Source organism: Methanobrevibacter sp., assembly GCF_045603845.1.
Taxonomy (GTDB): domain Archaea; phylum Methanobacteriota; class Methanobacteria; order Methanobacteriales; family Methanobacteriaceae; genus Methanocatella.
In genome coordinates, this window is sequence record NZ_JAZUMY010000102.1 from 29,453 (window position 1) to 42,546 (window position 13,094).

General features: G+C 33.9%; 16 protein-coding genes. 11 read left to right on the top strand and 5 right to left on the bottom strand.

The window, feature by feature from the left end; all coding sequences use genetic code 11:
- Positions 1-82: 82 nt before the first annotated feature.
- Positions 83-793, bottom strand: coding sequence for a DUF4013 domain-containing protein (locus ACKI2W_RS10035; RefSeq protein WP_407381727.1), 711 nt, complete (start codon positions 791-793; stop codon positions 83-85).
- Between the two features lie 208 nt (positions 794-1,001).
- On the opposite strand from ACKI2W_RS10035, the gene ACKI2W_RS10040 reads away from it, so the two are divergent.
- The 5 genes from ACKI2W_RS10040 (at position 1,002) to ACKI2W_RS10060 (ending at position 4,099) form a co-directional block, all read left to right on the top strand.
- Entirely contained in the window at positions 1,002-2,018 is a 1,017-nt protein-coding gene (locus ACKI2W_RS10040) for a phosphorylating glyceraldehyde-3-phosphate dehydrogenase (protein ID WP_407381729.1), read from the top strand.
- 180 nt (positions 2,019-2,198) lie between these two features.
- Positions 2,199-2,657: a hypothetical protein gene (locus ACKI2W_RS10045; RefSeq protein WP_407381731.1), complete on the top strand. Its 459-nt coding sequence runs from the start codon at positions 2,199-2,201 to the stop codon at positions 2,655-2,657.
- Positions 2,658-2,666: 9 nt separating this feature from the next.
- Positions 2,667-2,921, top strand: coding sequence for a hypothetical protein (locus ACKI2W_RS10050; protein ID WP_407381733.1), 255 nt, complete (start codon positions 2,667-2,669; stop codon positions 2,919-2,921).
- A 3-nt stretch (positions 2,922-2,924) separates the two neighbouring features.
- Complete coding sequence (locus tag ACKI2W_RS10055; RefSeq protein WP_407381735.1) at positions 2,925-3,209, top strand: hypothetical protein; 285 nt, start codon at positions 2,925-2,927, stop codon at positions 3,207-3,209.
- Positions 3,210-3,262: 53 nt separating this feature from the next.
- A complete protein-coding gene (locus ACKI2W_RS10060) occupies positions 3,263-4,099 on the top strand; it encodes a TIM barrel protein (protein ID WP_407381737.1) in 837 nt (278 codons plus the stop codon).
- On the opposite strand, the gene ACKI2W_RS10065 is transcribed toward ACKI2W_RS10060, so the two are convergent.
- Positions 4,096-5,160 (bottom strand): metallophosphoesterase, encoded by a 1,065-nt coding sequence (locus tag ACKI2W_RS10065; protein WP_407381739.1) that lies wholly within the window; start codon positions 5,158-5,160, stop codon positions 4,096-4,098. The genes ACKI2W_RS10060 and ACKI2W_RS10065 overlap by 4 nt on opposite strands.
- 74 nt (positions 5,161-5,234) lie before the next feature.
- On the opposite strand from ACKI2W_RS10065, the gene ACKI2W_RS10070 reads away from it, so the two are divergent.
- Entirely contained in the window at positions 5,235-6,359 is a 1,125-nt protein-coding gene (locus ACKI2W_RS10070) for an AAA family ATPase (RefSeq protein ID WP_407381741.1), read from the top strand.
- Positions 6,356-7,063, top strand: coding sequence for a DUF4013 domain-containing protein (locus tag ACKI2W_RS10075; protein ID WP_407381743.1), 708 nt, complete (start codon positions 6,356-6,358; stop codon positions 7,061-7,063). Before ACKI2W_RS10070 ends, ACKI2W_RS10075 begins: the two co-directional genes overlap by 4 nt.
- Here the strand turns inward: ACKI2W_RS10075 and hemA are convergent.
- From hemA to ACKI2W_RS10090, 3 genes are read right to left on the bottom strand one after another with little or no spacing between them, the layout of a single operon-like run.
- Entirely contained in the window at positions 7,053-8,255 is a 1,203-nt protein-coding gene (gene hemA / locus ACKI2W_RS10080; protein WP_407381745.1) for a glutamyl-tRNA reductase, read from the bottom strand. The genes ACKI2W_RS10075 and hemA overlap by 11 nt on opposite strands.
- On the bottom strand, positions 8,245-8,874 hold the full coding sequence (locus tag ACKI2W_RS10085; protein ID WP_407381747.1) for a bifunctional precorrin-2 dehydrogenase/sirohydrochlorin ferrochelatase: 630 nt from the start codon (positions 8,872-8,874) through the stop codon (positions 8,245-8,247). The genes hemA and ACKI2W_RS10085 overlap by 11 nt, the downstream gene beginning before the upstream one ends.
- Position 8,875: 1 nt before the next feature.
- Positions 8,876-9,358 carry a methanogenesis marker 9 domain-containing protein gene (locus ACKI2W_RS10090; protein WP_407381749.1) on the bottom strand — a complete coding sequence of 161 codons (483 nt, stop codon included), beginning with the start codon at positions 9,356-9,358 and terminating at the stop codon, positions 8,876-8,878.
- Between the two features lie 515 nt (positions 9,359-9,873).
- On the opposite strand from ACKI2W_RS10090, the gene ACKI2W_RS10095 reads away from it, so the two are divergent.
- The 4 genes from ACKI2W_RS10095 (at position 9,874) to ACKI2W_RS10110 (ending at position 13,092) form a co-directional block, all read left to right on the top strand.
- On the top strand, positions 9,874-11,154 hold the full coding sequence (locus ACKI2W_RS10095) for an AAA family ATPase (RefSeq protein ID WP_407381751.1): 1,281 nt from the start codon (positions 9,874-9,876) through the stop codon (positions 11,152-11,154).
- On the top strand, positions 11,155-11,901 hold the full coding sequence (locus ACKI2W_RS10100) for a hypothetical protein (RefSeq protein ID WP_407381753.1): 747 nt from the start codon (positions 11,155-11,157) through the stop codon (positions 11,899-11,901).
- 133 nt (positions 11,902-12,034) lie between these two features.
- Positions 12,035-12,427, top strand: a complete 393-nt coding sequence (locus tag ACKI2W_RS10105) for a hypothetical protein (protein ID WP_407381755.1) — start codon at positions 12,035-12,037, stop codon at positions 12,425-12,427.
- A complete protein-coding gene (locus ACKI2W_RS10110) occupies positions 12,427-13,092 on the top strand; it encodes a M48 family metallopeptidase (RefSeq protein WP_407381757.1) in 666 nt (221 codons plus the stop codon). The genes ACKI2W_RS10105 and ACKI2W_RS10110 overlap by 1 nt, the downstream gene beginning before the upstream one ends.
- Positions 13,093-13,094: the final 2 nt, after the last annotated feature.

Genomic DNA, 13,094 nt, shown 5'->3' on the forward strand with positions numbered 1-13,094 from the left:
AAAATGCCTTCCGACAATATATTTGTGATATAAAGTATATAAATGTTAAGATTTCTGAAAAAAAAGAAAATGAAAGGTTTATCTATACTTCAGAGTATAATAAACCTGTTGCTCTACCGACAAAGAATACAAGATATACTGCTACGATACCTAAAATTATTCCGCCGACAATTGAATTCCATTGCATTAACGCTACTGAAACAAATATCAGGATAGCTGCGATAATTGCAACGATAACAATGAACACTAATAATTTAACGATACCGACTCTTGAAATATCCGCAATTGATTGTCCAAAAGCTAAAGCATCCATTAAATCTTCGCTTTTAGCTAATCTACATTGAGCCATGAACTGTGCTAAAGCAAAAATGACATACAAAATAAAGGCAATGACAGAAATAACCCAATGTTTAAAGAATATAGATAAAATTAAAACTATAACATAAGGTATGATATAGTAAACTATGCCTACAATCATCAATTTGAATCCGTTGAAGAACTGTCTGATGATATCAATGCTTGGGCTTTCATCGGATCTTTGAATACCGTATTTTACAATATCCAGCTCATAACCTGAAATTACAAAGCCTATGAATGCTGTGATAATAACGCCTAAAAATGCTGAGCCTAAAAGAGCTGCCACATTTTCTGTAGTCACACCGGTGACAATACCGACGAGAGTACTTCCAAAAGCAATAGCTGCAATAATACCTAAAATCGCATAGATGACTAATGATTTTATATTATGCAAAGGATAAGATAATGAATCTTTAAATATTTCAACAATATTCATGTTTTTTCCTCCTGTTAATTAATTATAATGAAAAACTCGAAAGAGAGTTATAAAGTAATATATTTATCATAGTATTTAAAAGTAATATGGAAAAATACAAAAAATTAGTTATTTTTAAGCATATTTGTAAATATCAAATTATATATAATTTAAAAAATAAATTTAAAGCATAGAATTAAATTTCTAAATTTTTCAAAAAGGGATTAAAATGAAATCTGTTGCAATTAATGGATATGGAACAATAGGAAAAAGAGTTGCTGACGCTGTTGCAGCTCAGGACGACATGAAAGTAATAGGTGTAAGTAAAACAAGACCTAATTACGAAGCAAGAACTGCTGTTGAAGAAAAAGACTATCCTTTATACATTGGAATTCCTGAAAGAGAACAGCTGTTTAAGGATGCCGGAATCGAAATTGCAGGTACTGTTGAAGACATGATTCAGGAAGCTGATGTTGTTGTTGACTGTACTCCTGGAAGCATCGGTCCGCAAAACCTTGAAATGTATAAGAAAGCCGGTGTAAAAGCAATCTATCAGGGCGGAGAAGACCATGAACTGACTGGCCTTTCATTCAATGCAATCTCCAACTATGACGATTCATACGGTAAGGACTACACAAGAGTAGTTTCATGTAACACAACAGGACTTACCCGTACATTATCCACAATCGATCCGATTGCTGATATCAAAAAGGTAAGGGCTGTAATGGTAAGAAGAGGATCAGACCCGTCTGAAATCAAGAAAGGTCCGATTAACGCAATTGTACCTAACCCTCCAAAAGTGCCATCTCACCACGGTCCTGACGTAAAAACCGTAATGAAAGGCATTGACGTTACCACAATGGCTTTGCTCGTGCCTACAACATTAATGCACCAGCACAACATCATGGTTGAAATCAACAACGAAGTGGAAACCGAAGAGATTGTTGAAGCTTTGGAAAAACGTTCAAGAGTTATTGTCGTTGATGCTGCAGAAGGCCTCGGTTCAACTGCAGAGCTTATGGAATATGCTAAGGAATTGGGCAGGAACAGAAATGACTTATACGAAATTCCAGTATGGAGAGAATCCATCAACGTTGTTGGAAACGAACTCTTCTACATGCAGGCAGTACACCAGGAATCTGATGTAATACCTGAAAACATTGATGCTATTCGTGCACTTCTTGAAATGGAAAGTGACAACGAAAAATCAATCGCAAAAACCAACAAAGCTATGGGAATTTTATAATTCCCTTTTTACTCTTTTTAATAACCATGCCTTAACTGAAGATTTAACTCACTTTGTACATTTTATCATTGCTAAATTTTCTTTTCAAATAATTTCAATACAAAAATAATGTATGAATATTGGACAAACCAAAAATTTTATAAAATATTATGTATAATTATTATACATGAGGTGTTGCTAATGTTTAAAGAAATATTTGGAAATTGTCCACAAGTCAAAGTAATTGACTATTTAATGTCAACCCCGTTTTCACAGCACACGAAACAACAAATAGCTGTGGGATCAGAAATATCTAGATCAACACTAAATAATTTTATTGATGATTTGGTTGATATTGAAATAATTACTTTTAAAAATTCAAAATTTAGTTTGAATCCAAAATCGAATATTGTTAAAGGATTAATGAAAATTAGTGAAGAATTAGTTGAAAAAGAGTATCAGGAACAGTTAAAATTACCTGAAGAAATATCTGATGAACTAACCGAAGATGAAGAAGAATTGTATTTAAGTGAAAACGCACCGAATGTTGATTTGGATTTGCTTGAACACGAAATAACTATGAAAGAAAATTATACATTTACTTCATTGAACACTGATAGAATTATGAATTTTGAATTTATGTTAATTGATGAGAAATAAGGTGAAATTATGATAGATGAACAGGAAGAATATGATGTCCCTAGAAAAGAAGGAATAACAATTAATCCCAACTCAGAAGTGATTAATATATCCCATATAGGTGTTGGTGGAGATGATAATGAAATAATGATGATACTGGTAAATAAAAAATTGAAAAATGATGATACTGGAAATTTAGAAATTGTTTACGAATCAGATAAACAAATAATTTTAAACAAGAAAGTTGCAGCCGAACTTAAAGAGTTATTAGATAAATATATTTAAAAAATGAGCAAAAATAAGAGTTCTAATGAAGTTAGAGAAAAAATCTTATTTTTCATGTGGCAAAAACGTTACTTTAACAAAAAGCACACCCCCATCACCAATTTGTGTAACAAATTATCTGAAATTCCGTGCAAATCAATTAACAAAGAAGTTAAAAGATTACATGCAGAAAACATAATCGGTTACAAAAAAACACATCATGGCCTTGATGTATATCTAAAACCGAGTATGAAAAAAGAAATTCAGTTAATTATTCAAAAAAGATTAGAAGAATATTATTCATTCTAATCTTTTATTAATTTCAAAAAAGTATAATAACCCATTAAATAAAAGATAATTCTATGAAAAACAAAGTTTTTTTTGGACCAGCAGGCAGTCCGGTTAACTATAAAGGTGCAGCATATAAAGCTCCCAAATACATTCAAAGAATCGGACTTGACTCATACGAATACCAGTCCCCTTATGGAGTCAGGATTGGTGAGGAATCCGCCAGAATTCTCAAAGAGGAAGCTGAGAAATTTGATATTTTGATTTCAATGCACGGTCCGTATTACATAAACCTATGCGCTAAGGAAAGTGAAAAGATAGACAAAAGCATCGGCCATCTGATAGCTACTGCCAGAGCGGGCGAATGGATGGGCGCCTACAGGCTCGTTTTCCATCCGGGTTTTTACACCAACCGGAAACCTGAAAAGGCAATGGAAATTTCAAAACAGACCATCAATAGATTGTTTGAGGAACTTGAGGCTGAAGGCATTGAGGATTTTACTTTTGCGCCTGAAACCACCGGAAAAAGAACACAGCAGGGAAATATTGAAGAGATTGTAGAGCTTTGCGCCAGCTTTGATCACTTCGAACCTACAATCGATTTTGCACACATACATGCCCGTGGAAGAGGATTTTTAACAAAAAAGGACGATTATAACTGCATTTTTTCAACAATCGAAAACAAGCTGGATATTGACCGCCTGCACTGTCATTTCACAACAATCGAATATGGCCATGGCGGAGAGGTCAAGCATCACACATTGGATGAAAGCGATGAGTACGGACCGCAAATCGGGGATCTTCTTGCCAATCTCATCGACAACGGCTGGAAGGCAAACATAATCTGCGAAACTCCGCTGAGGGACATCGATGCCCTGAAAATGAAGGAACTGTATGAAAATATGATTTAGTTTTTCTTCAGTTTGAGGACTACTACTTCAGAGTCTGTTCCCCACCTTAACGGCTGGTCCATTGAACCCACACCGGTCGTCACGTTAAGGTAATGATTTAAATTATCCTTAAAAAGCCCCCTGTTATATTCAAACATCCTGTCGGACATCCATGTTACCGGATAGAACTGTCCCCCATGAGTGTGTCCGGACAGCTGTATGTCAAAGCCTATTTTTGAATGGACGTCCCAGGCGTATGGAACATGATAAACGATTATATTGGTTTTATCTTCTTTTATTTCACTTCTAAGCTCATCTGCACTCGGCATTTCAATGTCGCCGAAGCTGTATGTGAGTCCGTAAATGTTAAGTCCGTTGATTTCAACTGACTCGTTGTCAAGAACTATTATTCCCGCATTTCTGCATGCATTAATTACATTGTCGATTCCGGGATAATAGTCATGGTTTCCCGGCGTGAATATAATCGGCATCTTCACATCCTTTAAAGGCATGAAATCGTCGGGTGCTACAAGTGATGAGCCGTCGGCCAGATCTCCTGAAATGATTGCCACATCACATGTATCAGACAAATAATTTAAAGTGTCTTTAAGCTGATTTATGATTTTCTTATACCTTACGGCACCGAAGTGAACGTCTGAGAGGTGGACAATATTTACATCTTTTTCAAGACTGTCCAGTTTCACTTCTTTCTGTTTTATTACTAATTTATGGGCCTTGTAATATGCATAAATTCCTATTAAAGGCACTGCAAGAAGCATGATGTAAATAACGCTTTGGCTGAGATTTCCAATAAGATAAATTATTACAATGTCTATAAAAAACATCAGAGATGCCCACATCCAGATTGCAGATATTTCCGTTAATAGTCTTGTTATGAATCTGGTTTTCTTCTCTTCTAAAAGCATCGGAGCTATATTTAATATTCCAATTAAAACTGTTATTAAAAGCAAAGTCCAGTCATCCAGAGGATAGAACAGCATAAAAAGGAATTTCAGAAGAAAAAATTCGAAAAGCATATAAAATGGGGTCATGAATGTTACCCGTCTAGTCCTGAAGCTCATAATAAAATCACCAAATTATAAATATAATATAGTTACAATAGTATTTATATTAATTAATTTTACAGGGTGATTTTTTGAAAAACAATTCTAAAAAAAGCGAGGTCAAAGGCCAAAGTCAAAAAACAGCAGTTCCAACAAGCAACAACAGGAAAAACGCTGAATGTATTGTTTTAAAAGCAGCAGGTTATCCTTTTGACTTTGAAATGATGGATAATACTTTGGAAATCACCGACAAAAGTTTATTCGAACAGTACGCCCGTGACCAGTGGCTGGGTATGGAAATCAACAATGAATCATACCTTTTCGATCAAAAAATCATTCCGGATTTTGCCTTTAAGGTAATTTCCGTAGAGCCTGAAAACTCAATAATTTCGGAAAACACCAAAATCAACATCATAATTGATGAAACCGCTAATGAAAATGCCCTGAAGTCAACGAAAAGCAGTGTCAGGTTATCCGACGTTGTAGGTCAGACAAATGCAAAAAACAAAATCAAGGTTATTGAAAAGTATCTTACGGAACCTGAACGCTTTGGCGGATGGGCTCCTAAAAACGTTCTTTTCTACGGATATCCCGGCACGGGAAAGACCATGCTTGTCAAAGGCCTTGCAAGCGAGGTTGACGTTCCCCTGTATCTGATTAAGGCAACTTCCCTTATTGGAGACCATGTGGGCGATGCAGCATCCAAGATACATGATCTGTTTGAGAAGGCTTCAAAGAATTCACCTTCAATAATTTTCATTGATGAGATTGATGCGATTGCGCTTCACAGGTCTTTTCAGTCACTGAGAGGAGACGTTTCAGAAATAGTCAATGCGCTTTTAACCGAGATGGACGGAATTACTGAAAACAACAGCGTCATAACAATATGTGCAACAAACAACAGAAGCTCTCTTGACAGTGCCGTTCGAAGCCGTTTTGAAGAGGAAATCGAGTTCAAGCTTCCTGATGATGATGAAAGGCGTGAAATTTTCAAAAGAAACATTGAAACTATGCCTCTGGAACATGACTTTGATATGGAAAGGCTTGTCAAGATATCCAAGAACATGTCAGGAAGAGATATCAAAGAAAAGATTCTCAAGACTTCACTGCATCATGCAATAGCCAATGATAAGGATACTGTAGATATGTCAGATATTGATTATGCATTGAAATCCAGCAAAGTAAAAATTAGCGATATCAAAGGAATGTTTGAATGAATTTAATAACTTTAATTGATGACTCCTTTCATTATACGTTGAAAAACTGGAAAATATTGATTCTTTTAGGCATAATCCTCTGTATGGCATCATCCATTGAAGAATTACACCTGAGCAATCATTATATCATCGTGACCTTAATATTCATAATTTCAACAGTTCTTCTGTTTTTTGAAGAGGGATACCGTTCAAAGATAATTGAAACTACATTGGACGGTGAAAACGCTCCCCCATCAATTGTGGGGAATCATCTGGAAGTGATTGTTGACGGATTTAAAGAAATTCTCATCATATACGTTTATATGATTGTTTTTGGAATAATGTATGGCTTTGGAGTTAGAATAATGGACATCACAGACAATCCGTTAATCTGGATACCTTTTATAGTTCCATCAGTACTGATATACATATGTTTTTTCGGAGCCGCAATCAATAAGGCATTAAATGATGGAAAAATGAAATCTGCATTCAATATAAAAGAGATACTGAGATTATATTACAAATTAGGGATTTTTGAAACATTGTTTATTATTATCATTGAAAGCATTAGCCTCAATATTGTCATTAGCTGCATTCTTGATTTAGGCATTTTAAGGTCTCTGCCGTCCATTGATTTCATACTTTCATTAATCGTAAGCCCAATATTTTTATTGTTCACGACAAGACTCTTTTCAATGTGTGTCAGACAGTCACTTACTTCCTGAAATCAAAAATATACTCTGCAGAATCTATAACTTCTTTTTTATCGTCAAGTGCAGCCTGCTTGAGATTCTTCTGGATGTCGAAAAATATCTTGTTGACTATGGAATTTGTAAGATTATTTAAAATTTTACCGCTGCCATCTACATCAGACAACTTTGAAGATGCTTTTTTTGTTTCACGTTGTCTTATATCTTCCATAGATACTCTTAAAGTTGATAGTATTGATTCAACTTCCATTATTTTAAACGATTCTTTAAGCAAATTGAACTCTTCTTCGATGATGATTTCTGCCTCACCGAATTCCTTCTCACGAAGCTTGGTATTGGTGTCTGCAATCTCGCGCAAATCATCAATATTGAATAGTCTGACTCCCAATTCACAGACATCCTCTGCAATGTCACGGGGATTTGCAATATCGACCATGAACAAATCAGTTTCAACCAAATCGATTGATTCCAGCCTTTTCTTGTTTATGATTGAATGCGGTGCACTGGTTGCGCTTATAACCAAATCGGCAGTTTTAAGGTATTCGTCAAGCTCTGAAAAAAGAATTGCCGTTCCGTCAAGATCCTTTGCAAGCTCAACCGCAACATAAAATGTCCTGTTTGCAACAAAAATTGCGCTTAAGTCCTTTTCTGCCAGCGCCTTTGCAACAAGCTTGCCCATCTTTCCGGCGCCGATGACCAGAACTGACTTGCCTTCCAAATCGCCCAGGTGCTTTTCGGCCAAATCCACTGCTGCCGAACCTATGGAAACTGAACCCTTGTTTATTTTGGTCCTGTTTCTGACGACCTGGCCTACATGAATGGCCTTTGTGAATATAGTGTCCAATGCCTTTCTGCAGTGAAGCTCCTTAACCGCCTTGTTTTTGGAGTCCTTCACCTGACCCAGAATCTGGTCTTCCCCAACAATCATTGATTCCAGTCCTGAAGTCATACGAAGCAGATGCAATACTGCAGCATCACCGTATTCAATGATGATATTCTGGTTTTCATGTGAGAGAAGCTCATCGTCGCTGTCGATATAATTGTTGTAAATATAGTATTCCTTACGGTTGCAGGTTGATATTTCAACGTATTCGGTAATTGAATACTTTTCATGCAGTTTCAAAAACAAATCATCGATCTGCTTTGAAATGTTCTCCATTGACTGAATGTCCGCAATCTTATGGTCAACCCTTAAGTTAAGTATCATTGAAATCCCTCTTTATTGATTCATTGATAACAGCCTTTGCTTTGTCGATTTCTCTAGATTTTATTAATTTTAAAATAGTTTCGTCTTCAAATATTTTATAAAGGTATTTGCGCCTTTCCTTCTGGTCAGGAATGATTTCTTTTAAAATTGAGCGTGAATAGTCCTGAAGTTCAATCTCCAGAATGTCCTCTTCAGTGATGATGGACTGGATTCTTTTTCTGAGCTGCCTTGCCATGAGCGGGCTTTTGCCTCCCGTAAAAATAGAAATCTCAATATCCCCAATATTGAAGCTTGTCGGGACAATTATGTCTCCGTCAAAAGGAAAATCCGCACGGTTAAGCAGCTTATCTCCAGAGATACTGGCAACATAATCAGACAGCTGCTCATCTGCGCTTGCCACAACAACCAAATCCGCCCATTCAACCAACTCGTCAGCATCATCAGTTGAGTGAAGCGTTGCTCCCTTATCCTTAATATCGTCTGAAATGGAGTTGCCAGCAAGCCTTACAATCGCCCCATGGTCTAAAAATCTGTTTGCTCTTCTTGTTGCAACTTCACCGGTTCCTAAAATAAACACTTTCAGTCCGGAAGTTTTCAGATAAAGAGCAGTCCAATCCATATTAATCAGAATTTTCCAGGGATTGCGCTTTCAAAACACTGACGGCCTTTCTCAAGTCGTTATTACAGTCAGTCAGCACTTTCATAGCTTCAAGTTTTGAAATGTTGAAAGTTTCAGCCAGCGCTTCGGCTCTTGCATCAGGCTCAGGTTTTTTAACACCCACCAATCTTTCTGAGAGCTCTTTTTTCAAATCCAGGTATTCGTCATGACTCATGCCCATATTTCTTAAAGTCATGTCTCTTAAAGGACAAGGCTTGGACGGTTTGCAACACCAAATCAATGATCCAAAACAAGTTCCGGCCCCTTCACCTAGCCTTGTTTGCCTACCAAACTCCACTTTAATATCAATATACTCTTGAGGAGTTAAATTTACCTCTTCCAATGCATTTAAAACAGGACATGGTTTTATAGGAGGACAGCAAAAAGCAAGTCCCATTACATCTCCACCCCTACATATATGAGACGGTGCGTTTTCCCAAGTCATAATAATTCTCCATAAATATAATGTATTAATTTTTCTTGATGACAATATATAATACTTTGTAATGTTACTAACAAATTTGAAGCAATGGCATATGGATGAAAAAAATAGGATTGAATGAATAAGGACAAATTTGCATTAACAAATTTTGACGCATCCTTATCCAACTTACTAAAACATAGAACCGAAATATGGTCCGATATTGATTTATAACAATCAAAATATATAAACATTACTACAACACCGGTTACACGATTAAAACATTATTTAGCTTTAAAATTATATTTTAGACTAAATGAATATGTATTTTTAAAAAATACAAAAATTAAAAGAGATATTTAAAATATGCATTTTATAGATTAATGTTTATTAATTCACGACAATATTATTTTAATCGAGTAATATTATTTGAATTAATAATTAAATTAATATTATCATTTTAATTAAAATTTAAAGCATTGAATAATTTTATATAGTTTTAAAATATATTATATATTAATCGAATTTGGAGAATTTTTATGTCAAATAAAATGTTATTAACCATTAACAATTTAGGTCCAATAAATAATGCGGAGTTGGATATAGCTAAAATTAACGTGATTGTTGGAAAAAATTCCACAGGAAAATCAACATCAAGTAAATTTTTATATTGTCTTTTAACCGCATCTTCAAGTGATGGCTTCTATTTGGCAAATAGAGATATAAAAAGAAGATATATGAATTTTATCTCATATTGGTCCAATAAACTTTTTGATGATTCATTTTCAACTAAGTTAAATGACATTTTTACAATAATAAACACAGACATCATTTCAACTAGAATTTTTGATGATGTCTATAAAGATCTCATTAATATAGCTGATGACATTTCTCCAATGAATTTGAAAAACGATTATCTAAAAGATTTGGATTCTATTCATGATTTAGCCGAAATAAATAAAAATCTAAAAATTAGACATGCTTCAACATTTAATTTATTATTTAATTCAGAATATAATGGATTTTTAGGAGAAAATGGAAATATTGATGTTAAATTACATGGCGAAATTGATGGTGAACCTTTAAATCAAGAAATTCATATAACCAACAATGGAAAAAATTGGGCAGTAACTAATGAATATTTAACATATTTTAATTTTAAAAATATTATTTACATTGATTCACCGTCTGTCCTTGAATTTGATAATGAAATTAACAAACAAATCCACTTTCAATTGCTTAATAGAAAACTTAGAAAGTTAACTTCTGATGTTTATGATGATGAAGCATATAAAAAGTTAATAGAATTTAAAAAGAAAATTGATAATTTAATTAATGGGGAATTTATATATAATCCAAAATCCAGAAAATTTTCTTTTAAAAAAGATGGATTAATATTTCCTATGGAAAACACCGCTTCTGGATTAAAACAGTTAGGAATTCTCCAAATATTACTTGAAAAAAATGAACTGACAGAGGACAGTTTTTTAATCATGGATGAACCTGAAATCAATTTACACCCCGAATTTCAAGTGAAACTTGCTGAAATTTTAGTGTTGGCAAGCAAAGAATTAAATATAACTACCTATATCAATACACACAGCCCATTTCTAGCTGAAGCTATTGAAGTTTATTCTAAATATTATGGATTATATGATAATACAAATTTCTATTTAACAGAAGAATCAGAAATTTCTGGAAAATATAATTATAATTTGATTGATGATTTGGACATAATGAAAGTATACATGAACTTAGGAAACCCATTTGATATACTTAATGGAGTTCGTTTTAAATTAGAATTGGATGATGGTGATTAAATGTCATTTAATGATAATGATTTTATGAATCTTTTAAAGTATTATAAGAATATGGATAATTTCCATGAAAAAGCTAAAATTACATATGATAATTTAGATAATATCTCTAAATCAGAAAATAATAATCATTTTATAGAAAATAACGAAATTTTCATGTATAATTTTGATAATATATGTTTTAATGCGAATTTACGTGAAAATGGAAAACCAAAAAGAAATTTACCTGCATCCACTGATGCTATTTATTTTAATGAAGAAAAAAGTACATTATATTTTTTAGAATTTAAAAATCTTCCATTAAAATCAACTGATTATAAAAAAGAACTGGAAACCATAATTAATCTATTAAAATCAAACTATAATATAGATGAATATATTATCAATTCATTAGATAATATTTATAAAAGATTTGAAGATGAGATTATTTGTAAATTAAAAAATAAAACCAATGAATCATTATTTTTCTCCCTACCCTTAATTTATGAAACTTATTGTGAAAAATTAGGAATGGATTACAATCAATCTCAAAATGATTTCATATTATGGTTATTGAATTTAAATAAAAAATTTATTTTTGTTTTCGCTGAAAATAATGAAATTAGTCCTTCAAATCGCCATTTTTCTTTTGAGGTTAGATTAAAAGATAAAATAAAATATTTTGATAATCTTCCTAATATTCAAACAACAATTACAACAAAAAATAATTTTGAAAACAATTTTATTCATAAACATTTTGATAATTCCTGATGATATTTGATATTTTGTGTTTTAAAAACTAATTCAAATATTTGCTCACTGACAAAAATTACTTGTACATATAAACCACATACATTAACCCATGAAATTATGGAACCCTATCGCATTTTTTATTAGTTTTTTTATGAGCGGAATAATGGCTTTAATCTTTTCATATCCTATGGGAATGCCTGTCTGGCTATGTTTAGCATTATGGCCTGTACGTTGGCCTGTAGCATACTTTTTTGCAAACTTCATCTGCAATCCTTTAGGATTTAAACTGGCCATCAAGGTCTTTGACTTCAGACCGGATAAGGAATATGGCCTTTTCAACCCTGTGCCGTTTTTCATAAGCCTTCAGATGAGTTTCATCATACCTCTGATATTCGGCGTTACGACAAACCTTCCTCTGGATCTGTTCTTTTTAATGTGGCCTGTACGCTGGTTTGTAGCATACTGTCTGGTCAACTTCATAGTAAGGCCTCTCGCTTTCAAATTATCTATCAAAATATTCAATTTTGACCCTGAGGCACACTAATGAAAATCAACGACATTGACATAATAATTCAAAGGAAAAACATCAAGAACATGTACCTTCGGGTTGTTCCGCCTGAGGGTACTGTTAAAATCTCCGCACCCCACTATGTAAGCGATGAGCAGATAATCGATTTTATATATTCAAAAATGGACTGGATTATAGAAAAAAGGGCTAAAATAGCTGAGGGCAAATATCTGCCAAAACTGAAATACGTCAACGGCGAAAAGCATCCTCTCTGGGGCGAAGAATATGATCTTCAGTTAATTGCCAACAATATTAAAACTGCCTTTTTAAAGGACGGCACCATTTACCTGCCGGTTTCCAAAAGAAGCCGAATGGAAAGGCGCCAGAAGACCCTGGAGGATTTCTATCGTCTTGAACTGTCACGAGAGATTGATGAAATCTATGACAAGTGCTGCGGAATCGTCGGCGTGAAGCCCCGTGAAGTTAAAATCCGCAAAATGAAAAACTGGGGAAACTGCAAGCAGAACAGAGTGATTACCCTTAACCTGAACCTGGCCAAAAAGCCTAAAATCTGTCTGGAATATGTCTTTATCCATGAACTGTGCCATCTTATAGAGTTCAATCATGGAAAAAAATTTAAAATGCTGATGGATAAGAACTGTCCCGACTGGAGGGACATAAAAAAAATATTAAATAGCTAAAA

What these genes read in the sequence shown, in the direction of transcription:
- ACKI2W_RS10035 (WP_407381727.1), bottom strand. Translation starts at nt 793, where the DNA reads ATGAATATTGTTGAAATATTTAAAGATTCATTATCTTATCCTTTGCAT.
- ACKI2W_RS10040 (WP_407381729.1), top strand. Translation starts at nt 1,002, where the DNA reads ATGAAATCTGTTGCAATTAATGGATATGGAACAATAGGAAAAAGAGTT.
- ACKI2W_RS10045 (WP_407381731.1), top strand. Translation starts at nt 2,199, where the DNA reads ATGTTTAAAGAAATATTTGGAAATTGTCCACAAGTCAAAGTAATTGAC.
- ACKI2W_RS10050 (WP_407381733.1), top strand. Translation starts at nt 2,667, where the DNA reads ATGATAGATGAACAGGAAGAATATGATGTCCCTAGAAAAGAAGGAATA.
- ACKI2W_RS10055 (WP_407381735.1), top strand. Translation starts at nt 2,925, where the DNA reads ATGAGCAAAAATAAGAGTTCTAATGAAGTTAGAGAAAAAATCTTATTT.
- ACKI2W_RS10060 (WP_407381737.1), top strand. Translation starts at nt 3,263, where the DNA reads ATGAAAAACAAAGTTTTTTTTGGACCAGCAGGCAGTCCGGTTAACTAT.
- ACKI2W_RS10065 (WP_407381739.1), bottom strand. Translation starts at nt 5,160, where the DNA reads ATGAGCTTCAGGACTAGACGGGTAACATTCATGACCCCATTTTATATG.
- ACKI2W_RS10075 (WP_407381743.1), top strand. Translation starts at nt 6,356, where the DNA reads ATGAATTTAATAACTTTAATTGATGACTCCTTTCATTATACGTTGAAA.
- hemA (WP_407381745.1), bottom strand. Translation starts at nt 8,255, where the DNA reads ATGATACTTAACTTAAGGGTTGACCATAAGATTGCGGACATTCAGTCA.
- ACKI2W_RS10085 (WP_407381747.1), bottom strand. Translation starts at nt 8,874, where the DNA reads ATGGATTGGACTGCTCTTTATCTGAAAACTTCCGGACTGAAAGTGTTT.
- ACKI2W_RS10090 (WP_407381749.1), bottom strand. Translation starts at nt 9,358, where the DNA reads ATGACTTGGGAAAACGCACCGTCTCATATATGTAGGGGTGGAGATGTA.
- ACKI2W_RS10095 (WP_407381751.1), top strand. Translation starts at nt 9,874, where the DNA reads ATGTCAAATAAAATGTTATTAACCATTAACAATTTAGGTCCAATAAAT.
- ACKI2W_RS10100 (WP_407381753.1), top strand. Translation starts at nt 11,155, where the DNA reads ATGTCATTTAATGATAATGATTTTATGAATCTTTTAAAGTATTATAAG.
- ACKI2W_RS10105 (WP_407381755.1), top strand. Translation starts at nt 12,035, where the DNA reads ATGAGCGGAATAATGGCTTTAATCTTTTCATATCCTATGGGAATGCCT.
- ACKI2W_RS10110 (WP_407381757.1), top strand. Translation starts at nt 12,427, where the DNA reads ATGAAAATCAACGACATTGACATAATAATTCAAAGGAAAAACATCAAG.